Source organism: Oryzobacter telluris (genome assembly GCF_043099285.1).
Lineage (GTDB): Bacteria > Actinomycetota > Actinomycetes > Actinomycetales > Dermatophilaceae > Oryzobacter > Oryzobacter telluris.
Genome location: NZ_CP170723.1, coordinates 3,238,412 through 3,259,970 on the forward strand (window position 1 = coordinate 3,238,412; position 21,559 = coordinate 3,259,970).

At 70.6% G+C, this 21,559-nt stretch carries 22 protein-coding genes; 11 read left to right on the forward strand and 11 right to left on the reverse strand.

Annotated elements, in window-relative coordinates:
• Positions 1–2 precede the first annotated feature (2 nt).
• The 5 genes from ACFLFB_RS15040 to ACFLFB_RS15060 are packed head-to-tail and all read left to right on the forward strand — an operon-like array spanning position 3 to position 5,364.
• Positions 3–935 carry a carbohydrate kinase gene (locus ACFLFB_RS15040; RefSeq protein ID WP_392542989.1) on the forward strand — a complete coding sequence of 311 codons (933 nt, stop codon included), beginning with the start codon at positions 3–5 and terminating at the stop codon, positions 933–935.
• Positions 935–2,638 carry a fumarate hydratase gene (locus tag ACFLFB_RS15045; protein WP_392542990.1) on the forward strand — a complete coding sequence of 568 codons (1,704 nt, stop codon included), beginning with the start codon at positions 935–937 and terminating at the stop codon, positions 2,636–2,638. Before ACFLFB_RS15040 ends, ACFLFB_RS15045 begins: the two co-directional genes overlap by 1 nt.
• On the forward strand, positions 2,638–3,132 hold the full coding sequence (locus ACFLFB_RS15050) for a beta-class carbonic anhydrase (protein WP_392542991.1): 495 nt from the start codon (positions 2,638–2,640) through the stop codon (positions 3,130–3,132). Before ACFLFB_RS15045 ends, ACFLFB_RS15050 begins: the two co-directional genes overlap by 1 nt.
• Positions 3,129–3,980, forward strand: coding sequence for an MOSC domain-containing protein (locus ACFLFB_RS15055; RefSeq protein WP_392542992.1), 852 nt, complete (start codon positions 3,129–3,131; stop codon positions 3,978–3,980). Before ACFLFB_RS15050 ends, ACFLFB_RS15055 begins: the two co-directional genes overlap by 4 nt.
• Positions 3,981–3,990: 10 nt before the next feature.
• Positions 3,991–5,364, forward strand: coding sequence for a GH1 family beta-glucosidase (locus tag ACFLFB_RS15060; RefSeq protein ID WP_392542993.1), 1,374 nt, complete (start codon positions 3,991–3,993; stop codon positions 5,362–5,364).
• An 18-nt stretch (positions 5,365–5,382) separates the two neighbouring features.
• On the opposite strand, the gene ACFLFB_RS15065 is transcribed toward ACFLFB_RS15060, so the two are convergent.
• Positions 5,383–6,327 (reverse strand): cold-shock protein, encoded by a 945-nt coding sequence (locus ACFLFB_RS15065; protein ID WP_392542994.1) that lies wholly within the window; start codon positions 6,325–6,327, stop codon positions 5,383–5,385.
• Between the two features lie 167 nt (positions 6,328–6,494).
• On the opposite strand from ACFLFB_RS15065, the gene ACFLFB_RS15070 reads away from it, so the two are divergent.
• Positions 6,495–6,866, forward strand: coding sequence for a hypothetical protein (locus ACFLFB_RS15070; RefSeq protein ID WP_392542995.1), 372 nt, complete (start codon positions 6,495–6,497; stop codon positions 6,864–6,866).
• A gap of 32 nt (positions 6,867–6,898) precedes the next feature.
• Here the strand turns inward: ACFLFB_RS15070 and ACFLFB_RS15075 are convergent, their stop codons facing one another.
• The 3 genes from ACFLFB_RS15075 to ACFLFB_RS15085 form a co-directional block, all read right to left on the reverse strand.
• Positions 6,899–7,027, reverse strand: a complete 129-nt coding sequence (locus ACFLFB_RS15075; RefSeq protein ID WP_392542996.1) for a hypothetical protein — start codon at positions 7,025–7,027, stop codon at positions 6,899–6,901.
• Between the two features lie 98 nt (positions 7,028–7,125).
• Positions 7,126–7,644: an NUDIX hydrolase gene (locus ACFLFB_RS15080; protein ID WP_392542997.1), complete on the reverse strand. Its 519-nt coding sequence runs from the start codon at positions 7,642–7,644 to the stop codon at positions 7,126–7,128.
• A 90-nt stretch (positions 7,645–7,734) separates the two neighbouring features.
• Positions 7,735–7,935 (reverse strand): hypothetical protein, encoded by a 201-nt coding sequence (locus tag ACFLFB_RS15085; protein ID WP_392542998.1) that lies wholly within the window; start codon positions 7,933–7,935, stop codon positions 7,735–7,737.
• An 88-nt stretch (positions 7,936–8,023) separates the two neighbouring features.
• On the opposite strand from ACFLFB_RS15085, the gene ACFLFB_RS15090 reads away from it, so the two are divergent.
• Entirely contained in the window at positions 8,024–9,526 is a 1,503-nt protein-coding gene (locus ACFLFB_RS15090) for a hypothetical protein (protein ID WP_392542999.1), read from the forward strand.
• A 123-nt stretch (positions 9,527–9,649) separates the two neighbouring features.
• Here ACFLFB_RS15090 and ACFLFB_RS15095 read toward each other — a convergent pair whose 3' ends face one another.
• The 6 genes from ACFLFB_RS15095 to rplM form a co-directional block, all read right to left on the reverse strand.
• On the reverse strand, positions 9,650–10,360 hold the full coding sequence (locus ACFLFB_RS15095) for a phosphotransferase enzyme family protein (RefSeq protein WP_392543000.1): 711 nt from the start codon (positions 10,358–10,360) through the stop codon (positions 9,650–9,652).
• 57 nt (positions 10,361–10,417) lie between these two features.
• Complete coding sequence (locus tag ACFLFB_RS15100) at positions 10,418–10,672, reverse strand: hypothetical protein (RefSeq protein WP_392543001.1); 255 nt, start codon at positions 10,670–10,672, stop codon at positions 10,418–10,420.
• A 499-nt stretch (positions 10,673–11,171) separates the two neighbouring features.
• Positions 11,172–11,600, reverse strand: a complete 429-nt coding sequence (locus ACFLFB_RS15105; RefSeq protein WP_392543002.1) for an Ohr family peroxiredoxin — start codon at positions 11,598–11,600, stop codon at positions 11,172–11,174.
• Positions 11,601–11,700: 100 nt separating this feature from the next.
• Positions 11,701–13,050: a phosphoglucosamine mutase gene (gene glmM / locus ACFLFB_RS15110; protein WP_392543003.1), complete on the reverse strand. Its 1,350-nt coding sequence runs from the start codon at positions 13,048–13,050 to the stop codon at positions 11,701–11,703.
• Positions 13,051–13,176: 126 nt separating this feature from the next.
• Complete coding sequence (gene rpsI, locus ACFLFB_RS15115) at positions 13,177–13,689, reverse strand: 30S ribosomal protein S9 (RefSeq protein WP_392543004.1); 513 nt, start codon at positions 13,687–13,689, stop codon at positions 13,177–13,179.
• Complete coding sequence (gene rplM / locus ACFLFB_RS15120) at positions 13,689–14,132, reverse strand: 50S ribosomal protein L13 (RefSeq protein WP_392543005.1); 444 nt, start codon at positions 14,130–14,132, stop codon at positions 13,689–13,691. Before rplM ends, rpsI begins: the two co-directional genes overlap by 1 nt.
• A 237-nt stretch (positions 14,133–14,369) precedes the next feature.
• Here rplM and ACFLFB_RS15125 point away from each other — a divergent pair, with 237 nt between their 5' ends.
• The 4 genes from ACFLFB_RS15125 (at position 14,370) to ACFLFB_RS15140 (ending at position 18,331) form a co-directional block, all read left to right on the forward strand.
• Positions 14,370–14,996, forward strand: a complete 627-nt coding sequence (locus ACFLFB_RS15125; RefSeq protein ID WP_392543006.1) for an ArsR/SmtB family transcription factor — start codon at positions 14,370–14,372, stop codon at positions 14,994–14,996.
• The gene (locus tag ACFLFB_RS15130) at positions 14,993–16,291 is read left to right on the forward strand and encodes an MFS transporter (RefSeq protein ID WP_392543007.1); all 1,299 of its coding nucleotides are present in this window, start codon (positions 14,993–14,995) and stop codon (positions 16,289–16,291) included. The genes ACFLFB_RS15125 and ACFLFB_RS15130 overlap by 4 nt, the downstream gene beginning before the upstream one ends.
• A gap of 43 nt (positions 16,292–16,334) precedes the next feature.
• Positions 16,335–17,000, forward strand: a complete 666-nt coding sequence (locus ACFLFB_RS15135; protein WP_392543008.1) for an LmeA family phospholipid-binding protein — start codon at positions 16,335–16,337, stop codon at positions 16,998–17,000.
• A 110-nt stretch (positions 17,001–17,110) separates the two neighbouring features.
• Positions 17,111–18,331, forward strand: a complete 1,221-nt coding sequence (locus tag ACFLFB_RS15140) for a phospholipase D-like domain-containing protein (protein WP_392543009.1) — start codon at positions 17,111–17,113, stop codon at positions 18,329–18,331.
• Between the two features lie 65 nt (positions 18,332–18,396).
• Here ACFLFB_RS15140 and ACFLFB_RS15145 read toward each other — a convergent pair whose 3' ends face one another.
• Positions 18,397–21,510, reverse strand: coding sequence for an alpha-amylase family glycosyl hydrolase (locus ACFLFB_RS15145; RefSeq protein ID WP_392543010.1), 3,114 nt, complete (start codon positions 21,508–21,510; stop codon positions 18,397–18,399).
• Between the last annotated feature and the right edge of the window lie 49 nt (positions 21,511–21,559).

Below are 21,559 nucleotides of genomic sequence, written 5' to 3' on the forward strand. Positions count from 1 at the left end.
CCATGCCCTCCCCCACCACCTCCGGTCCCGTCGTCGTCATCGGCGAGCTGCTCGTCGACATCGTGCACACCCCCGACGGCGACACCGCGGAGCACGTGGGGGGCTCCCCCGCCAACGTCGCGCTCGGCCTGTCGCGCCTGGGCCACGACACGCACTTCGCCACGCTGGTCGGCACCGACGCCCGCGGCATCCGCTGCCGCGAGCACGTCGAGGCCGGCGGCGTGGCCCTGCTGCCGGGCAGCATGAGCGAGGAGCACCCCACGTCCACGGCCGTCGCCACCCTCGACGAGTCCGGCGCCGCCTCCTACGTCTTCGACCTGCACTGGAACCTCCCCCCGGTGCAGCTCCCCGACGGCACGACCCACGTGCACACCGGCTCGATCGCCACCACCCTCGAGCCCGGCGAGGCCGAGGTCACCGACGCCCTGCGCCGGGCCCGCCCTGCCGCCACGGTGTCGTACGACCCCAACGCCCGCCCCACGATCATGGGGGCGCCCGACGCCGTTCGTGCCCGCGTCGAGGAGCTCGTCGCCCTGTCCGACCTCGTCAAGTGCTCCGAGGACGACGTCGACTGGCTCTACCCCGGCGACACGCCGTCGGCGGTGATGGAGCGCTGGGTCGCCCTCGGGGCCGCGCTCACCGTCGTCACCCTCGGCGGCGACGGCGTCACCTGGCGCACCGCCTCCGGCGAGGAGGCCACCGAGGAGGCGCGCGTCAAGGACGTCGTCGACACCGTCGGGGCCGGCGACTCGTTCATGGCCGGCATCGTCTCCGGCCTGCTCGACCTCGGCCTGCTCGGCGGGCCCGACGCCCGCGAGCGCCTGCGCGCCGCCGCGCTCCACGACGTCCACCCCGCGATCGACCGCGCCCTCGCCACGAGCGGGGTCACGGTCCGTCGCGCCGGGGCCTACGCCCCGACACGAGAGGAGATCTGATGGCCGAGTTCGCCTACGAGGACCTGCTGCCGGTCGGTGCCGACGAGACCCCGTACCGCCTCCTCACCACCGAGGGGGTCGAGGTCGTCGAGGGGCCCGGAGGGCGCCGCTTCCTCCAGGTCGACCCCGAGGCCCTGCGCACCCTCACCGAGACCGCGATGCACGACATCGCGCACTACCTGCGGCCTGCGCACCTCCAGCAGCTCGCCAACATCCTCGACGACCCCGAGGCGAGCAACAACGACAAGTTCGTGGCGCTCGACCTGCTGAAGAACGCGAACATCGCCGCCGGCGGCATCCTCCCGATGTGCCAGGACACCGGCACGGCCATCGTCATGGGCAAGCGCGGCCAGCACGTCCTCACCGCGGGACGTGACGAGGAGGCGCTCAGCCGCGGTGTCTACGACGCCTACACGCGCCTCAACCTGCGGTACTCCCAGATGGCGCCGGTCACGACGTGGGAGGAGAAGAACACCGGATCCAACCTCCCCGCGCAGGTCGAGCTGTACGCCGACACCGCGCCGGGCCACGAGACGACCTACAAGTTCCTCTTCATGGCCAAGGGCGGCGGCAGCGCCAACAAGTCGTTCCTCTTCCAGGAGACCAAGGCCGTCCTCAACCCCGACGCGATGATGCGCTTCCTCGACGAGAAGCTGCGCAGCCTCGGCACGGCCGCCTGCCCGCCGTACCACCTGGCCATCGTCATCGGCGGTACGAGCGCCGAGTTCGCCCTCAAGACAGCGAAGTACGCGAGCGCCAAGTACCTCGACCAGCTGCCGAAGGCCGGAGACCCGGTCACCGGTCACGGCTTCCGCGACACCGAGCTCGAGGAGAAGGTCCTCGAGCTCACCCGGCAGCTCGGCATCGGGGCGCAGTTCGGCGGCAAGTACTTCTGCCACGACGTGCGCGTCGTCCGGCTCCCCCGACACGGCGCCTCGCTGCCCATCGCCATCGCCGTCTCGTGCTCCGCCGACCGGCAGGTCCTCGGCAAGATCACCCCCGAGGGCGTGTTCATCGAGCAGCTCGAGACCGACCCGGCGCGCTTCCTGCCCGAGCAGACCCACGACGGCCTCGACGACGCGGAGGGCGTCAGCGGCACCGGCGCCGGCGCGGTCGTCGCCATCGACCTCAACCGGCCGATGGACGAGATCCTCGCCGAGCTGAGCAAGCACCCGGTGAAGACCCGCCTGTCTCTGACCGGCCCGCTCGTCGTGGCCCGCGACATCGCCCACGCGAAGATCAAGGAACGGCTCGACGCCGGCGAGGAGATGCCGCAGTACCTGCGCGACCACCCCGTCTACTACGCCGGTCCGGCCAAGACGCCCGCAGGCATGCCGTCCGGCTCGTTCGGGCCCACGACCGCGGGGCGCATGGACTCCTACGTCGACCAGTTCCAGGCCGCCGGCGGCTCGATGGTCATGCTCGCCAAGGGCAACCGCAGCCAGCAGGTCACCGACGCGTGCCAGGCGCACGGGGGCTTCTACCTCGGCTCGATCGGCGGCCCGGCCGCCCGCCTCGCCCAGGACTGCATCAAGAGCGTGGAGGTCATCGAGTACCCCGAGCTCGGCATGGAGGCGATCTGGAAGATCGAGGTCGAGGACTTCCCCGCGTTCATCGTCGTCGACGACAAGGGCCAGGACTTCTTCGCCTCGGTGACCAAGCCGGTGGCGTTCACCATCGAGAAGAGGACGGGACTGCTCTGATGCCGGGTTTCGACGACCTCGTCGCCGCCAACCGCACCTACGCGGAGACCTTCGACCACGGGGGCTTCGACGGCGTCGCCCGCGCGGGCGTCGCGATGGTCACCTGCATGGACTCGCGGATCGACCCCTTGCGGATGGTGGGCCTGCAGCCCGGCGACGCGAAGATCTTCCGCAACCCCGGGGGCCGCGTCACCCCGCAGGCGCTCGAGGCCCTCGTCCTCGGCGTGCACCTGCTCAACGTGCAGCGCATCCTCGTCATCCCGCACACCCGCTGCGCCATGGCCTCGAACACCGAGCCCGAGCTGCGCGCCCGGGTCGGTGAGTCGGCCGGCGTCGACGCGTCGTGGCAGCGCTTCGGCGTCGTCCTCGACCAGCGTGACGCCCTCCTCCAGGACGTCGCCGCGGTGCGCACGCACCCCCTGATCGGTGACCGCGCCGAGGTCGGCGGCTTCCTCTACGACGTCGACACGGGCCTGCTCGAGCAGGTCGTGTGACCGCCCGCCTCACCGGGCTCGCCGTCCACCCGGTGAAGAGCACGGCGATCCGCCCGATGGCGCGGGCCGTGGTCGAGCCCTGGGGCCTGGCCGACGACCGCCGGTGGATGGTCGTCGACCCCTCGGGTGAGTGCCTCACCGCCCGCGAGGAGCGGCGCCTCTTCACCGTCACGGCGTCGACGCCGTCCACCGACCCGGGCCAGGAGGCTGCCCTCCGCCTGTCGGCGCCCGGGCTCGACCCTCTCGATGTGGCTGTGCCGCAGGGCGATCCGGTTCAGGTCACCGTGCACGGCCGGCCGCTCGAGGGTGTCGTCGTTGCTGAGGGCGCCACGGCGTGGCTGCGCGACGCGGTCGGCCACGACGACCTGCGCCTCGTGCACGTCCACCGGGCCCGCGCCCTCAACCCCGAGTACGGCCGGCCCGGTGACGCCACCGCGTTCGCCGACGCCTACCCCGTGACCCTCGCCAGCGCGGTGTCCCTGCGCCGGCTGCACGACTGGCTCGCCGAGACGGCCCTCGAGCGCGGTGACGACCCGGGCGACCCCCTCCCGATGACGCGCTTCCGCCCCAACCTCGTCGTCGACGGCGACCTCGAGCCCTTCGAGGAGGACGGCTGGTCGGTGGTCACGGTCGGCGACGTGCGGTTCCGGGTCGTCAAGGGCGTCGATCGGTGCGTCATGACCACCGTCGACCCGGTCTCCCTCGACCGCGGCCACGAGCCGATCCGGACCCTCGCACGGCACCGCAAGCGTGACGGCGCGACGTGGTTCGCGATGCAGCTCGTGCCCGAGGTCGGCGACGTCCGGGGGGTGGTCGCCGTCGGCGACGAGGTGACCCCCGAGCGGTAGCGTGAGCGGCATGACGACCTCCGGCCTGACCTTCCCCGACGGCTTCGTCTGGGGCACCGCCACGGCGAGCTACCAGATCGAGGGAGCCCACGACGAGGACGGCCGCAGCCCCTCGATCTGGGACACCTTCAGCCGCACCCCGGGCAAGGTCCTGGGCGGCGACACCGGTGACGTGGCGTGCGACCACTACCACCGGTACCCGCAGGACGTCGCGTTGATGACCGAGCTCGGGCTCGACGCGTACCGCTTCTCCGTGGCGTGGCCGCGCGTCATCCCCACGGGCACCGGTGCGGTCAACGCCAAGGGCCTCGCGTTCTACGACCGACTCGTCGACACGTTGCTGGACAACGGGATCCGGCCGGTCGTCACGCTCTACCACTGGGACCTCCCCGAGGTCCTCGACCAGCAGGGCGGGTGGCTCAACCGCGACAGCGCGCAGTGGTACGCCGAGTACGCCGCCGCCACGGTCGCGGCCCTCGGTGACCGCGTCACCAACTGGACCACCTTCAACGAGCCGTGGTGCTCGTCCATCCTCAGCTACGCCATCGGCGCCCACGCGCCGGGCCACCACGACGGCGCCGAGTCGCTCGTCGCGGCGCACCACCTGATGCTGGCCCACGGCACCGCGGTCCCCGTCATCCGCGAGCACGCCCCGGGCGCCGAGGTCTCCATCACCCTCAACCCCACCCACGTCTGGGGCCCCGAGGACGGCGACGAGGCCGACGCCGACGCCGTGCGCCGGGCCGACAACGCCCTCAACGGGATCTTCTTCGGGCCGATCTTCCACGGCGCGTACCCCGAGGGCTTCCTCGACGACACGGCCTACCTCACCGACCACGCCTTCATCCACGAGGGCGACCTCGAGACCATCTCGGCGCCGCTCGACAACCTCGGCGTCAACAACTACTTCCCCACCCGGGTTCGCGCCGCGCGCGACGGCGAGGAGGGCAACACCCCGATCCCCGGCGGGCAGAAGGTCATCGAGGTCGCGCCGCGCCCGCCGCTCACCGGCATCGGCTGGGAGCAGTCACCGGAGGCGCACCGCCTCATCATCGAGCGGTCGGCGCGCGAGTCGGGCCTGCCGCTCTACATCACCGAGAACGGGTCGGCGTGGCCCGACACCGTCGACGCCGACGGCCAGGTCCACGACGCCGACCGCGTCGCCTACCTGCAGGGGCACCTCGGTGCGGTGTCCGACGCCATCGCCGGCGGGGTCGACGTGCGCGGGTACTTCGCCTGGTCGCTGCTCGACAACTTCGAGTGGGCGTACGGCTACAGCCAGCGGTTCGGCATCGTGCACGTCGACTACGACACCCAGGTCCGCACCATCAAGGACTCCGGCCGCGAGTACGCGCGCATCATCGCCGAGCACAAGGACGCGTGAGGACGCCGGGCGGCTCGCTCAGACCCGTTCGACGCGGTCGGCCTGCGGCCCGCGGTCGCTCTGTCGTACCTGGAACCGGACCCGATCACCGCTCTGCAGCGCCTCGGCGCCCCTGATGACCGACACGTGCACGAACAGGTCCGGTCCTCCCGCGTCCGGGGAGATGAAGCCGAAGCCGCGCTCCGCGTCGTAGCGCGCGACCACTCCCTCGCCCCCGCGCGCCGGGACGTCGGACGCCCGCTGGTGTCCCGGCCGAGCGCGGCTCGGCGACGACGCGGGCGCGCGCCGCGGCGTCGAGCCGCGGGCGAGCCGCACGTCGCGAGCCTGCGGCCCCTTCTCGCTCATGACGACGTCGTACGTCACCCGGTCCCCCTCGCCCAGCTCGAAGACTCCGTCGGCCAGGTCCCGGACGTGGGCGAAGACATCGGGGCCGCCCGAGTCGGGGGTGACGAACCCGAAGCCCTTGTCCACGTCGTACCAGGACACGGTGCCGTCCGCCCCGTCGGATGGCACGGCCGGCTGCGCGGCCTGGGCACCCAGCGGGAGCAGGTGGTCGGCCAGCGGCCCCTTCACCCCGTCGACGACGAGGAACGCCACCCGCTGCCCCTCCGAGAGCACGCCACCGCCCACGATGGCCGAGCTGTGCACGAAGACCTCGGCGCCGCCGCCGTCGGGCGAGGCGAAGCCGTACCCCTTGGCCGGCTCGTACCAGGCGACGGTGCCGAGCACGCCCAGCGGTGTGTCGGCGGACTGGTCGGCCGTGACCCGGACTCGGCGGGCCTGCGGGCCACGGTCCCCCTCGCCGATCTCGAACTCGACGACCTGCCCCTCCCGGAGCAGCTTCGTCGCGTCGTTGCTGACGATCTCGGAGGCGTGCACGTACAGGTCCTCGGCGTCCGGCCCGAGGGCGATGAAGCCGAATCCCCGGTCGGCGTCGAACCAGCGAACGGTTCCCTCGGTCACGGCTGACTCCTTGTCGAAGCGACGGTCGGTGTTCCCCCATTGTCCCCCGGCGGGACCGCGACCAGCGCCCGGCCCCGGACGATGCCCGCACCGTCGTGACCCGTGCCCGACAGCGACCTCCACGGCCCGATGCCCCCGGACCGCGTCACATCGGCTTCGATGGGGGCATGACCACACGGCTCGAGCAGCAGTACCCGAGGGTCGCTGCCTGGCTCCGGACGGTGCCTCAAGGCCAGCAGGCCGAGCTCGTCCGTCGGCTGGCTCTCCATGCGGCCCGCAGCGCCGGCCTCGCTGTGCCCGACGAAGGAACGGACCTCGTGGAATGGTCTGCCGCCCTCGACGAGCGCGGCTGGACGCAGGACGACGACGGCGACTGGAGCCAGGCCCCGAGCGACTTCGTGCGTGCGCGGGCCGCCTCCGCGGTTCGCCACGCTGCCGGAGCCACGTCGGCAACGAACACCGACGAGTCCCTGTACGAGTCCATCGCGGCGCTGGGCATCGACGCCGTTCGAGCAGAGCTCGGTCTGGCAGCGCCATAGCGGTTGGCCACGCCCTCCCGTCGGCAGGTCGGTCAGCGCAGCAGCCTGTTCGCCGTCCTGGCGAGCTCGCTGTCCCGATCGGCGACGGCCGCCTGGTACTCCGCATCGGCGTCGAGCTCCGTCATGAACTCCCCGGCCGACTTCGGCTTCCTCCCGCTCATCACGTCGACCTAGGGCCGGCCCCGACGAACCCAGTGCCACGCCGACACGAACATCCGGCTGTGTTCCGCCACGCAGTGCGGCGGGTGGGGTCGTCGTGTCAGTGGCGGACCTGGAGTCCCGCCTCCGCGAGGGCGCGCAGGTGGATGCCCGTGAAGACGGTCAGTCGTTCGAGGTCATCACGCCGGAGGGATGAAGCGGGCACCAGCAGGCGATGCGAGATCTCGAACTGAGGGTCCCAGTCGAGGATCGTGACATCCGCTCGCCACAGTGAGCGCACGAGGACGAGCCCGAGTTCGTCGCCCGCAACGCATTCGCTTCGTGCGTAGCCCAGCAGCTGCGATTCGGTCACCTCGACGCACGCCTCCTCGCGCACCTCGCGACGCAACGTCTGCTCGTCCGTCTCGTCGCCCTCGGGGCGTCCCGCCGGCAAATCCCACCGTTCGCCGTCCGGGCTGATGAGCACGAGCGTTTCGTCGGGCCCCAGGCACACGCCCGCCGATCCGTGCCGCGTGCCTGCCGGCTGGTCCAAGGGGCGGTGCCACGAGACCAGCCAATCCTGATCGGCCGACCGAATGCGTCTCTGTTGCCCGTCGATGGCGGGGTGGTCCAACGGCACCCGAACAGGCTAGTTGCCCCGGTCGTCATGGCTGCTCACGGAAGCCCGCGAGCGCGGGTCGCGGCCAGGTGAGTGCGTGACGGGGTCCGGTCAGTTTCGTTTCCGATGATCGTCTGCCCAGACGCGAAGGTCTCGGAAGTCGATGACAGACAGATGAGCGGCCACGATGAACTGGGCCAGATCGCCCTCGCTCACCTCCCAGATGTCTTCCATGATCGCGTCCGACGGAAGCATCAGCTCTGGGTCAATCTCGAAGGTGGGTGGCTGCAGTACCGGCAGTGTGGTCTGCACTTCCTCGCCCGCCCCGAGACGACCGCGCGGACCACTGGCAAACGCCAAGTCCCCGCCCAAGAAGCACGAGCCGATTACGCTCCCACAGGTGCGACTGATCTCGGCTGTCCTGGGCTTTGTCCTGAGGAAGCTGGGCGTGCTGATGGCCACGGTGCTCGCCATGTTCCTCGTCTATCTCCTGCTCCAGGTCGTCGCCCCGCCGCTGCGGCAGGCCGTGGCGGACCGGGATCGGCTCGAACGCGTGTCTTCCGAGCGAGCGACCCTCGAAGCGGACCTCGCGCGTCTGACGCGCGAGGTCGAGGGCAGCCGGCAAGCGACGATCGAGCGGATAGGGGCCCGGGTCAATGCCGAGATCGAGAGCGGGCGTCGCACTGTCGCAGACAAGGCGAGCGAGATCGACCGTCTGCGCGCAGAGCGTGATGATGTCTGCGGCTTCTGGAGCAAGGTCGGTGACCTTCTCACCAGGGCGAATGTGTGCGAGAAGGCCGAGGTTGCCGTCAGGAAGGCCGACGAGGCACTCGACACCCTGGAAGCCAACCTCGAACGTGCCAAGGAGGACGCGGCAGTCATCGGCGACTCGGGCCTGACCGTCCAGCAAAAGCTCGATCGACTCGGCGAAGGCGCTGACCAGAGCTTGGAGCGAGACATCGCCAACAAGGAGTCAGAGCTGAGCCAGAAGAAGGCCGAGGAGGTGAGCTTGCAGGAGGCTCGACGCTCCGGGGCTGGGTGGGTCGTGGAGCAATGGTCCCGGTCGTGGAGGTGGCTGGCCGGGATTGCCTTGCTCGTCATGCTCATGCCGCCGGTCCTGCGCACCGTCAGCTACTTCTTGTTGATGCCGATCGTGAAGCGACTGCAGAAACCCTTGAACCTCGTCTCCGGGTTCGAGCACACGACGGCCAGCCTTCGCAACACCTTGGCGCAGCGGACCATGACCGTTGACCTGGGCGCCGGCGAAGTGTTGTCGGCCCGGTCGGAGCATGTTCGGCCGGTGCAAGGAAGGATCCGCAGCCGCCTCCTGTACGACTGGACGTCGCCGTTCATCAGCTTCTCAGCCGGTCTATACGGCCTCAGTCGAGTCACCGGAGAGGAGGGTGCGCTCACCTCCGCGACCCTGGCGACTCCAAACGACCCCAACTCGTACCTGATGCGCATCGACTTCGAGAACCACCCAGGCGTGGTGATGCGTCCCCGCCATATCGTTGGGGTCATTGGCTCCCCCAGTCTGGAGACGACATGGAGGTGGGGTGTTCAGGCGCTCGCCCGGTGGCAAGTGCGGTACATCTCGTTCGCCGGCAGCGGAAGTCTGATCGTCCAGGGCAGCGGCGACGTCGTGGCGACGAACCCACGCGGTGGAACCACGAAGATCGAGCAGAACCTGATGATGGGCTTCGACTCTCGCCTGGCCGTGACGGTCAACCGCACTGAGGTCTTCTGGCCGTACCTGTGGGGCAGGACCCCACTTGTCGACGATGAGTTCTCCGGGGATGAGCCGCTCTTCTGGCAGAAGTCCACTGATGACGGTCCGCGCAACCCGGTCGCGAAGACGTTCGACGCCCTCTTCTCCGGGCTCGGCAAGGTGCTGGGGTTCTGATCCCCGCAACCGTCTCGGTCGCGAGGCTGCGACCCTGAAGTGATCCAAGGCCCGACGCCCATCCGGCCACCTTGGATCCCGGTACGCCGTCGCCCAGGAGGGAGCTGCTCGCGCAGGAGCCGCTCATCCCCGAAGCTGCGGACCCTTTCGCCACTGCTGGGGCCACCCGTCGTCGACCCACTGCGCCTGAGGCATGACCCCTTGTGCTCCCAGGTGGATGACTTCGTCAACCGCCTGTCTTCTCCTGAACGCGACCGCCTCGAGCACGTCGAACGGCTCCGTCCAGCCGTACCCCTCGAGGAAGGCGTCGATGCGCGCCCTCGCGTCGACATTGATCGGCAGCCCCCGGCGAGCCAGTTCGGCGTCGTCGTCGTCGAAAGGGGCGAACCAGTACAGGGCGTACGCGATGTCACTGGTCGGTGGAGCCGGGCGCGCCACGTCCCAATCGAACAGCCCGACAGCAGCACCGTCCCGCCACGCGAAGTTCGGTGGCTTCGGGTCGCCGTGGCAGATCGTAGGACCGCCCTCAGAACCCACCGCCCATCGAGCGCTCGGCGGTGGCACCCATCCCCGCGTCGCCTCATGGACCGCGCGCAACAGCGCACCCGCTGACCTGACCGCTCCCACTGAGACCTGGTGGGGCCACGCCTCATCACCGGCAGCACCCGGCACGAACCGCACCTGCTCGACCGACCCCTCGATGCCCAAGGGCTCCGGCACCGGCAGACCCGCCGCACGGAGGTGGCTCAACAGCGAGTGCACCGTCTCGGTCCATGGGGCCGCCGGCCGACGCACGACGTCTCCACAGATACTCACTCTCTGCGCGCCACCCACGACACTGACGCTAACGCTCACGCGGTCCCCACGCCCGAGACGACGCCGGGACAGAGCTCAGTCCGTGGGGACGGGAACCTCGCTCACCGGAGTCACGGTGCTTGTACAGCTCGTGAAGCCGGGTCTCAGGAACCGGTGGATGGTGTCGACATCAACCGCGTCGACGACATAGAAGAGGGTGTGCTGGGCGTTTGCGCCGTATCGACCGATCAACCGGAGGCCCTCGACATCGGCGTCGTAGAGCGAGTTGGAGCCCCCCTCACCGATCGGACAGGACTCAGGACGGTGAACCTGGGTGATGTGAAAAAGCACCAGTCCTCCTTGTGCCGCGGCTGGGATGCGCCGCAGTCCATCGTGGCCCGTTTTGGCGGCGATGTCACCGGTCCTCGGAACGTCAGAGCGCGTCCCTGTGGACACTCGACACGCGCTTGCCCGATCGCTGCGGTTTCCTCCTGCGGCGACTCGACGCGTTCATTGCGGCATGCGCGGACGAGCCCTTCAGGGTTCGACGCAGAACTCGTTGCCCTCGGGATCGGCCATCACGAGGCGACCATGCTCGACGTTACGACGTGCCTGTGCGGTCCTGGTGTTCGCGTTGACCGAGCATGTGGCGCGATGCGCCATCCGCGGCAGATCCGGAAGTACCGCGCCACCACGGTGATGACGCAGAAGTCCACGCAGGGCGCAGGTACATCTGCGTCATCTCGGAGTTTCTGCGTCGTCGCGGTGGTGGCGCGGACGTTGCGGCAACGAGCGACTTCGGCATGTCAGGGCGCCGATGTGCCATCCCTCGAGGGGACGGGGACGTGCCTCAGGCGGGCGTGCCAGTCACCGTGACGTCGATGTTGCCGCGGGTCGCCTTGCTGTAGGGGCAGGTCTCGTGGGCCCGCTCGGCGAGGCGCTGTGCGGTCTCGGCGTCGACTCCGGGGATCGTGCTCGTGACCTCGGCCGCGATGCCGACGCCGGTCTCCGTGGTGCCCAACGAGACCGCGACGCGGGTCGTCGCCCCCGAGACGTCGATGCCCTCGGCTCGCGCGATCGTCGCCAGCGCGTTGTTGTAGCAGGCGGCGTAGCCGGCCGCGAAGAGCGACTCCGGGTTGGCCTTCGGGTTGGTCTTGCTGCCGGGCTTGCCCAGCGGCAGGTCGATGACGCCGTCCTCGGTCGTCGTGCGACCCTCACGGCCGCCGGTGGCGTTGGCGCCGATGGTGTACAGGGTGCGGGTCAGGGGCTCGTACGGCACAGGGGTCTCCTGGGGTAAGTCGGGACGGGATTCCCCAGGGCCAACCAGCCTGCGCCACAAGTCCTTCCCGACAGGGCCGTGACACCGGACACCGCGGACCTCAGAGCGCGAGGCGCTCCTTGACGACGCCGGCCAGGCGGTGCGCCGTCTCGTGCGCCTCGTCGTGCGTGCCGGCCTCGACCATGACCCGCACGACCGGCTCGGTGCCCGACTTGCGCAGCAGGACCCGCCCGGAACCGGCCAGGACACCCTCGGCCTCGCGGACGGCGGCCTGCAGGCCCTCGTCGGACTCGACGCGGCTCTTGTCGACGCCCTTGACGTTGACGAGCACCTGCGGCAGGCGGGTCATCACGGAGGCGAGCTCGGACAGCGGGCGCTGGGTCGCGGCCACGCGCGCCACGAGCATCAGGCCGGTGAGGACACCGTCGCCGGTGGTGCCGTGGTCGAGCATGATGACGTGGCCGGACTGCTCGCCACCGAGCGAGTAGCCGCCGGCGCGCATGTCCTCGAGGACGTAGCGGTCGCCGACCGCGGTCTGCCGCACCGTGATCCCCTCGCGCTCCATCGCCTGGAGCAGCCCGAGGTTGCTCATGACCGTGGCGACGAGGGTGTCGTCGACGAGGCGACCGCGCTCCTTCATCCCGACGGCGAGGATCCCCATGATCTGGTCGCCGTCGACCTCGTTGCCGTCGGCGTCGACGGCGAGGCAGCGGTCGGCGTCGCCGTCGTGGGCGATGCCGATCTCCGCGCCGTGCGCGAGGACAGCGGCCTTGAGCGGCCCGAGGTGCGTGGACCCCACGCCGTCGTTGATGTTGAGCCCGTCGGGCGCGGTGCCGATCTCGACGACCTCGGCACCGGCGAGCCGGAAGACCTCGGGCGAGACCTGGCTCGCGGCGCCGTGCGCGGCGTCGATGACGACCTTGGTGCCGTCGAGAGTGTTCGGCAGCACGCGCAGCAGGTGGGCGATGTAGCGCGTGTGGCCCTCCTGCATCGCCACGACGCGGCCGACGTCGGCGCCGAGCGGACGGGCCCACTTCTGGCCCATCGCCGCCTCGATCTGGTCCTCGACGTCGTCGGCCAGCTTGTGGCCGCCCTGGGCGAAGAACTTGATGCCGTTGTCGGGCATCGCGTTGTGCGACGCCGAGAGCATGACGCCGAAGTCGGCGCCGGTGTCGGCGGTCAGGTAGGCGACGGCCGGCGTGGGGAGCACGCCCGCGCTGTAGACGTCGACGCCGGCGGACGCCAGGCCGGCGATGACCGCGGCGGAGAGGAACTCCCCCGAGGCGCGCGGGTCGCGGCCCACGACCGCCTTCGGACGGTGGCCGCTGCGGGCCCCCGCGTGGCCGAGCACCCGCGCCGCGGCGACGGACACGGACAGCGCCAGCTCGGCGGTGATGAGCGGGCCGTTGGCCAGGCCGCGCACACCGTCGGTGCCGAAGAGTCGTGACATTTCAGGGTGCCTTCCGGTGGGGGTGCCGCTGACGAAACTACTCCTGGACGCGCCGAAGGCGGCACCACGGTCGATGGTGCCGCCTTCGGCTCCGGTCCTGGCACCCGCAGGGGTGCCGGAGCGGGATCAGCGCTTGCTGTACTGGGGCGCCTTGCGGGCCTTCTTGAGACCGGCCTTCTTGCGCTCCGGGACGCGGGCGTCACGGGAGAGGAAGCCGGCCTTCTTCAGCGCCGGGCGGTTGAGCTCGGGGTCGACGCCGTTGAGCGAGCGGGCGACGCCGAGGCGGACCGCACCGGCCTGGCCGGAGGGGCCACCGCCGTGGACGCGGACGAGGACGTCGTACGCACCGTCGAGCTCGAGCACCTTGAGGGGCTCGTTGACGATCTGCTGGTGCACCTTGTTGGGGAAGTACCCCTCGAGGGTGCGGCCGTTGATCTTCCACTCACCGGTGCCCGGCACGATGCGGACGCGGGCGACGGCCTGCTTGCGGCGGCCGGTCGCCGCACCCGGCGCGGAGGCGGTGGGGCGGGGGGCGGACTCGGCCAGCGTGGCCGAGTCGGTCTCGGACGTGTACTCGGTGACGGCGACGTCGTTGACGTCGGTGCCCGCGGTCTCGTCGATCTGGGTGTTCTCGGACATCACTGGGCCACCTGGGTGATCTCGAAGGGCTTGGGCTGCTGGGCAGCGTGGGGGTGCTCGGCGCCGCGGTACACCTTGAGCTTGCTCAGCTGCTGGCGGGCGAGGGAGTTCTTGGGGAGCATGCCGCGCACGGCCTTCTCCACGGCCTTCTCGGGGCTCTTGGCGAGCAGCTCGGTGTAGGAGGTCGACTTCAGGCCGCCCGGGTGGCCCGAGTGGCGGTAGGCGATCTTCTTCTCGAGCTTGGCGCCGGTGAGGGCCACCTTGTCGGCGTTGATGATGATGACGAAGTCGCCCATGTCGACGTGGGGGGCGAAGGTCGGCTTGTGCTTGCCGCGCAGGAGGACGGCGGTCTGGCTCGCGAGGCGGCCGAGCACGATGTCGGTCGCGTCGATCACGTGCCAGTCGCGCGTGATCTCGCCCGGCTTCGGGGTGTAGGTACGCATCAGGTGTCCTGGTCGTTCGAGGTGGATCGGGTGGGTGTGTACCGCGGGCTCCCGAGAGGGACACTGCCCCTGTCGGAGGCGCCCGGCACAACAGTCCTCAAGTCTACGGGGGCATCGACCCGCCCCCAAATCCGCCCGCCGAGCCCTCCGCACCCCACCTGACCTGCACGGACGTCCGTCCCCACATCCTGTGCACACATGTTGTGCAAACGAAGTGTGCAAAGGTATTGTGCACGCATGAGCACTCCACTCCCCCGCCAGGGCGGCGACCCGGACCCCGGCTACACCGGCATCCGGCTCGACACCACCGCGCTGAAGGTCCTGGCCCACCCCCTGCGCTCCCGCCTGCTGAGCGCCCTGCGCCGCGGCGGCCCGGCCACCGCCACCGACCTCGCCACCGAGCTGAACACCAACTCCGGCGCCACGAGCTACCACCTGCGCCGCCTCGAGGCCGTGGGCCTCGTCGCCGACACCGGCGACGGCGAGGGCAAGCGCCGCCTCTGGGCCGCCGCAACCGACAGCCACCAGTACGAGCCGAGCGACTTCGCCGGCGACGAGGACGCCGAGACCGCCCTGAACTGGCTCGTCCGCGACTACGTCCGCCACCTCGCCGAGCAGTTCGAGCGCTGGCTCGACGTCGAGCAGACGTGGCCGGTCGAGTGGCGCGACGCCGCCGGCATGGGTGACACCTTCGTCATCGCCACGGCCGAGCAGCTCGCCCAGATGCGGCGTGAGGTCGACGAGGTCGTCGCCCGCTACCGCCGGATCGGCCAGGGCAACCCGGCCGCCCGCCGGATGGCCGTCTACGAGATCGCCTACCCCCTCGACCTCGACCGCGCCCCGCGCGGGGGTGAGCGAGGATGACCACCCACCTCACGGCCCGCGAGGCCGAGCGCCGCCTCTACGTCCTCACCGTCACCCGCTGGTTCCCCGTGGGCCTCGTCGTCGGCGTGATGATCCTCGTCCAGACGAGCCGCGGGCTGTCCATCGCCGAGGCCGCGACGGTCTTCTCCATCACCGGGCTGACGACCTTCCTCCTCGAGCTCCCGACGAGCGGCTTCGCCGACGCGGTGGGCCGGCGACCGGTCTACCTCGCGGCCGCGGCGCTCAACGTCGTGGCCGGCGTCGCGTTCTTCCTCGCCGACTCCTTCCTCACCTTCGCCATCGCCGGCGTCCTCACCGGGGCGTTCCGGGCGCTGGACTCCGGTCCGCTCGAGGCGTGGTTCGTCGACACCGTGCACGTCGAGACCCCCGGCGCCGACGTCGACCGCCAGCTCTCCCGCTCCGGCACCTACCTCGGCGCTGCGATCGCCGTCGGCGCCCTCGTCTCCGGCGGCCTCATCTGGTGGGACCCCGCCGCCCGCCTCGGGCACCCCGGGCACGCCCTCGACCTCGCGGTGGGCGTGTTCGCCGCGCTCAACGTCGTCCACCTCGTCGCCTCGGCCCTCCTCGTCCACGAGCCCGGCACCGTCGGGGCCAGCCGCCGTGAGCGGTTCGCCGAGGCGCTGCGCGAGGGCCGCCGCTCGCCCGCGGTCATCGCCGACGGCCTGCGCCTCCTCGGCCGCAACAAGGTCCTGCTCGCCATCGTCGGCGTCGAGCTCTTCTGGTCGGTCGGGATGATCGTCTTCGAGTCCCTGATGCCGCTGCGCCTCGAGGAGCTGCTCGGGTCGGCGCAGGAGGCGGGCTCCCTCATGGGGGCCGTCGCCGCCGCCGGGTGGGGCATCTTCGCCGCCGGGTCGTGGCTGGCCGGAGTCGCCTCGGGCCGCCTCGGGGTCGCCCGGGCCGCGATGCTCGGCCGCGTCCTCAACGCCGTCGGCGCCGTCGTCATGGGTCTCGTCGCCGGTCCCCTGGCCCTCGTCGCCGCGTACCTGTTCACCTACTCGATGCACGGGATGAACGGCCCGCCGCACGCCGCCCTGCTCCACCGCGAGGCCGAGTCGCGCAACCGGTCGACCGTGCTGTCGATGAACTCGATGGTCGCCTTCCTCGCCTTCGCCATCGCCGCACCCCTCGTGGGGGCCTTCGCCGACCACGCCGGCCTCCAGGTCGCGATGGTCACCGCCAGCGCCTGGAGCCTCCTCGGTGTCCTGCTCTACGTCCCCGCGCGGCGCAAGGAGCGCGAGCGGCCGCCCGTGCCGGAGCCCTCGGTCGTCGCCTGACCGTGCGGCGCTGACGAGGGCTGCCGGGTGGCAGGCTGACCCGGTGAAGCGCTTCCTGCTCGGTGTCGTCTCGACGCTCGTCGTCCTGGCCCTCGCCCTCGTCGTCGTCCTGTTCTCCCTCGGGTCGGGCAGCGGCGGGACCGCCGCGACGCCCTCCCCCTCGACGTCCGCCACGGCGCCGCCGAAGCGCCCGGCCGACCTCGCCGCCGACGAGACCTGGCTGGGCAGCGTCGACCTGCGCAGCGAGGACGTCGTCTCGGCCGACGGCGACCTCGCCGACGTGGTCGCCAAGGGAACCGGGGTCCGGTTCTCCCCCAAGGGCCTTCGCGCGCAACGCCTCGATGTCGACGCCACCGTCCCGTTCGCGACCGTCGCGGCCCAGGTCGGTGACGACACCAAGGTCTTCGCCGCGGGCGGGGGCCTCGCCGGCATCGAGCGCACCGTGACGATCCTCGGCCGGGACGTCACCGTGAAGGCCACCGGGACCGTGAAGGCCGACGGCGGACAGCTGCTCATCGAGCCCGAGACCGTCGACCTCGGCGGCCCCTCCTTCGTCAACGCGGCCGCGAGCGCGGTGGCCCGGCGCCTCGTGACCATCCGCCAGCCGGTGGCCGGCGTCCCGAAGGGCATGGCCCTCACCGCGGTGCGCGTCACCGATGCCGGGTTCGCCGCGCGGCTGACCGGCGCGGACGTGACCTTCGGTCCCTGACGACGGGTCGGGGAGTCCTCCCCCGGTCCAGTTCCGGCCGATCCCGTGACAGGCACCCCTCGCAGGGTGCAGCATCTCCCCACCACACCGACGTGATGAGGGGGACCACCATGTCCGACGCTCCACCCTGCCCTCCGAAGGGCCTCCGCACCCGACGCATCGTCCCGGCCGTCCTCGCGACGGCGGCCGCGATCGCCGCCATCGTCCTGACACCCGCACCCGCCCTGGCCGTCCCGAACGGCTCGGAGACCGTGACCGTCGGCACCCGGCCGGTCGACGTCACCTTCAACGTCCCGGGCAACGACGCCCAGTGGGACCAGGCCGCCCGCCTCATCCGCGACGCCACGCCGGGCTCGACGGCGCGCATCGCGATCTACAACCTCACGAGCACCCTCGTGCGCGACGCGATCCGCGAGGCCGTCGGCGACGGCGTCAACGTGTACGTCGTGGCCAACGGCGAGCACCACGAGGGCGCCACCAACATGCTCGACGGCCTCAAGTCGCTCCTGGGCGCCCGCTTCAAGTGGTGCGACGCCGACCGCACGAGCAGCAACGCCAACGACGCGTGCATCTCGAACGACCCGAGCGGCCTGATGCACGCCAAGTACATGACGTTCAGCCAGACCCGCGGGCGGGCCGGAGCCCTGCGGAACAACGTCGTCTGGGTCTCGTCGGCGAACTTCTCCGGGTCCGGCAAGGACCTGTACAACAACTCGGTCACCGTCTACGACGACTCCGCGCTGTACAGCGGGTTCCTCAGCGACGTGTGGAACCCGATGTGGAACAACACCAGCTACGCCGACAACGACTACTACAACGTCAGCCTGAACCGCGGGTACTTCTCCTCCGGCGCCAGCAGCTCCACGGTCTACGTGAGCCCGGAGCAGACGACCGACCTCTGGGAGAACCGGCTCGACTACGTCGACCCCGACAGCAGCTGCCGCATCCGGGTGATGCACAACGTGTTCAACGACACCCGCATCGCCGTGGCCCGCAAGCTGCGCGAGCTCGCCCGCGGTGGCTGTGTCATCCGCGTCATCGCGGCCACGATCCAGTCGGACATCCGGGCGACGCTGAACCACCCGAACATCTCGATCCGGCGGGCGGCGGTGCACGACAAGACGATCCTCATCAACTCCAAGTACGCCGGGTCCTCGACCAACCGCTTCAACGTCTTCACCGGGTCGCACAACCTGACCCAGTCGGCGTTGCAGCGCAACGACGAGATCATCATCCGCCTCGCCGACAGCAAGCCGCTGCACGACCTGTTCGTCGAGCACTTCCAGCGCGCCTGGGCCGACGGCACCGACGTCCCGGGCGGCTCGTCCTGACCTGAGCCGACACGACGGGAGGGGGCGGGTCCGCACGGACCCGCCCCCCCCATCGTGCGTGGCGGTCAGCCGATCGTGACCGTGGTGCGGTGGGTGGAGCTGTCGTAGACGAACGACACCTTGGTGCCGTCGGCCGGGACGGTGAACGACCCGTCGCCGGAGCCGCCGTCGGGACCGTAGGACTCGGTCCAGCCCAGGTCGTGGGCGACCTTGAACTTCCAGTCACCCGCGGGGATCTTCGTCGTGGCCCAGGTGAAGACCCCGTCGCCGTCCTTGTCCTGCAGCCACGGCCGCATGCACGCCGGCGACCAGTCGGCCGAGCAGCCGAGCTCGGACTGGAAGGACCCGGGAACCGTGACGATCTCGGTCTCCTCGTCGCTGGTCACCCAGTGCGTCGCGTGGTCGTAGTAGAACGTCACCGACCCGTCGGTCTCGTAGTCGATGTTGTCCGAGCCGCCGCCCTTGCCGTAGGCCTCGCTCCACGAGCGGTTGATCGCCGCCTTGTAGGCGTACGGGGCCGCGGGGAGGGTGAACGACTTCTTCCAGATCTGGTCGTTCGCGTCGAGGGCCAGCTGGGCCTGGTCGCAGTCGGGCGCCCAGTCGCCACTGACGCCGAGGTTGACCGGGCAGCCCATCTCCGAGCCGTGCGTGCCCGGGACGGACACGGCGTTCGGCTGGGTGACGGGGTCACCGATCTCCACCTCGGCGGGCGGCGGCGCCGGGGAGACGACGCGGGCCCACGACCCGTCCGCCGCGACCCGGCCGGCGGCGTCCTTGACGACCGCGCGGTACTCGAGGACGGAGCCGAGCTTCATCCCCGCGACGTCGTGGAAGACGCGGAACGGGGCGTTGTCGTCGGTGCCGATGGTGCGCCACTGCGACGTCCCGACCGGGCGGTAGAGGAACGTGGCCTGGGCGAAGGTCGACGCCGAGACGTCAGCACCGATCTCGGCGCGGCCCGCCACACCCGAACCGGCCTCGACCTTCAGGTCGACGGTCGGCGCGGCACCCGTGGTGGTGATCGGCTTGTTCGCCCGCCAGACGCTGACCGACAGCGGCGGGACGGTCACCTTGACCGACCCGTCAGCGGCGGGCTTGACCGCGGTGTCGGTGCCGAAGACCGGCGTGAACACCCGGCCGTTGCCCTTGGTCCAGGTGGGGAAGGTCGCCGACGCCGTCGTCGTCGAGTTGTTCGCGGCCACGACGTACTCGACCTTCTGGCCCTTGTCGAGGCGGGACACCGCGAAGATGCCCGCGCCGTCGGCCGAGTAGCGCTGCACCTGGGCACCGTCGGCGAGCGCGGGGTGCTTGGCCCTCATCGCGGACAGCGCCTTGAGGTTGAGGTAGAGCGGGTGGGTGGGGTCGAAGCGGTCGCGCGACCCCTCCGGCCCGGCGAGGACCTGCTCGGTGTTGTAGGCGTCGACCTTGCTGGCGAACATGTCCTCACGGGCCAGCTGGTCGCCGCCGGTGCTGACGAAGCCCTGCTCGTCGCCGTAGTAGGTGACGGGGTTGCCGCGCACCGCGAACATCAGTGCGTTGGCGAGCTTCAGGCGCGCGATGTGGTTGGCCTCGTCACCCTTCGCCGCGTCCTTGAGGAACATCGAGGCGCGGCCCATGTCGTGGTTCCCGAGGAAGGTCGGCAGCTGGTAGGCGTTGCTGTCGGCGTCGGTGTACCAGTCGTCCTTGCTGAAGAAGTCGGCGAGCTTGGACGTCTCCACCCCCTTGGCGAAGTCGACGCCCTGCTGCTGGAAGCCGAAGTCGAGGGTCGCCTGGAGCTTGCCGCGGGTCGTGTACTCGGACATCACGGCCGGGTTGCCGTCGTAGACCTCGCCGAACGCGAAGAAGTCGTCGTTCTTCACCCGCGCGGCCTCACCGAGGATGTCGGGGATGAACTTCTGCCAGAACTCGAGGTTCACGTGCTTGACGGTGTCGATACGGAAGCCGTCGATGCCGAAGTCGACCCACTGCTTGTAGATGTCGCCCATGCCCGAGACGACCTGGGGCCGCTCGGTGAACAGGTCGTCGAGCCCGGAGAAGTCACCGTAGGTGGAGGACTCGCCGGCGAAGGTCGAGTCACCGCGGTTGTGGTACATCGTCACGTCGTTGAGCCACGAGGGCACCTTGACGTTCTCCTCGCCCGCGTGGACGAACGGGGTGTAGGGGAAGGAGGTCGCGTCGAGCGTCGGCCAGGCCGCCGCGGGCTGCCCCACGTAGGTGCGGTCGTCGAACGCGGTGCCGGAGGAGTCGGTGAACGGCGAGGACTTCTTGCTCTTGTACGTGTACGCGCCCTCGCGGAAGTCGATGACGTCGGCCGTGTGGTTGGTGATGATGTCGAAGAAGACCTTCATGCCCTTGGCGTGGGCCGCCGCGATGAGGGCCTTCATGTCGGCGTTGGTGCCCAGGTGGGGGTCGATCTGGGTGAAGTCGGTGATCCAGTACCCGTGGTAGCCGGCGCTCTCCTCGCCGGCCTTGCCCTGGACCGCCTTGTTCTTGAAGCTCGGGGTGAGCCAGATCGCCGTCGTCCCCATGCCCTTGATGTAGTCGAGCTTGCCGGTCAGGCCCCGGAGGTCACCCCCGTGGTAGAAGCCCTTGTGGGTGGGGTCGAGCCCCGTGGTGAGCGGCCCGCCGGTCAGGCCCCCCTGGTCGTTGGCCGTCGAGCCGTTGGCGAAGCGGTCGGCCATGACGAAGTAGAAGCGCTCGCGGGTCAGCGCGTCGCGCAGCGAGTCCTTCGCGAGCGCGGCGTCGGCCGCACTGGTGCCGCCCGCGAGGTTCTTCGGCGTGAAGGAGACCACGTGGCTGGCGTGGTCGTAGGAGAACTCCAGCTGCGCCGGGCCCTCGAGGACGAGGGGGATGTTCGAGCCGTCGGCCTTGCCGTCGGCGCCGTAGTTCTCGGCCCACGCCCCGTTGAGGCGGACCTTGAACTCGTACGTGCCGGCCGGGACGGTGAACGTCTTCGCGAACCGGGTGGGCGACCCGGCCACGGCGCCGAGGTCGGTGGCGGTGCAGGCCTCGTCCCAGTCCTTGGGGCAGCCCAGCTCGCTCATGAGGTCGCCCATGAGGGTGACCCGCGCCGGGGTGGGCGTGTGGTCGGCCAGTGCCGGGGCGGCAGTCGCGAGCACGGGGACCGCGGCGAGGGCGAGCCCCACGGCGATCGCGGACAGACGTCGGGGACCGGGCATCGTTGCTCCTCGTGCTCTTCGCGCGACCACCCTGGCGCGCGACCTGTGT

Bases quoted from the DNA above. Each gene is read 5' to 3' on its own strand.
- ACFLFB_RS15140 (WP_392543009.1), top strand. From the start codon at position 17,111: ATGTCCGACGCTCCACCCTGCCCTCCGAAGGGCCTCCGCACCCGACGC.
- ACFLFB_RS15130 (WP_392543007.1), top strand. From the start codon at position 14,993: ATGACCACCCACCTCACGGCCCGCGAGGCCGAGCGCCGCCTCTACGTC.
- rplM (WP_392543005.1), bottom strand. From the start codon at position 14,132: ATGCGTACCTACACCCCGAAGCCGGGCGAGATCACGCGCGACTGGCAC.
- ACFLFB_RS15050 (WP_392542991.1), top strand. From the start codon at position 2,638: ATGCCGGGTTTCGACGACCTCGTCGCCGCCAACCGCACCTACGCGGAG.
- ACFLFB_RS15075 (WP_392542996.1), bottom strand. From the start codon at position 7,027: ATGAGCGGGAGGAAGCCGAAGTCGGCCGGGGAGTTCATGACGGAGCTC.
- ACFLFB_RS15040 (WP_392542989.1), top strand. From the start codon at position 3: ATGCCCTCCCCCACCACCTCCGGTCCCGTCGTCGTCATCGGCGAGCTG.
- ACFLFB_RS15060 (WP_392542993.1), top strand. From the start codon at position 3,991: ATGACGACCTCCGGCCTGACCTTCCCCGACGGCTTCGTCTGGGGCACC.
- ACFLFB_RS15045 (WP_392542990.1), top strand. From the start codon at position 935: ATGGCCGAGTTCGCCTACGAGGACCTGCTGCCGGTCGGTGCCGACGAG.
- glmM (WP_392543003.1), bottom strand. From the start codon at position 13,050: ATGTCACGACTCTTCGGCACCGACGGTGTGCGCGGCCTGGCCAACGGC.
- ACFLFB_RS15145 (WP_392543010.1), bottom strand. From the start codon at position 21,510: ATGCCCGGTCCCCGACGTCTGTCCGCGATCGCCGTGGGGCTCGCCCTC.
- rpsI (WP_392543004.1), bottom strand. From the start codon at position 13,689: ATGTCCGAGAACACCCAGATCGACGAGACCGCGGGCACCGACGTCAAC.
- ACFLFB_RS15070 (WP_392542995.1), top strand. From the start codon at position 6,495: ATGACCACACGGCTCGAGCAGCAGTACCCGAGGGTCGCTGCCTGGCTC.
- ACFLFB_RS15125 (WP_392543006.1), top strand. From the start codon at position 14,370: ATGAGCACTCCACTCCCCCGCCAGGGCGGCGACCCGGACCCCGGCTAC.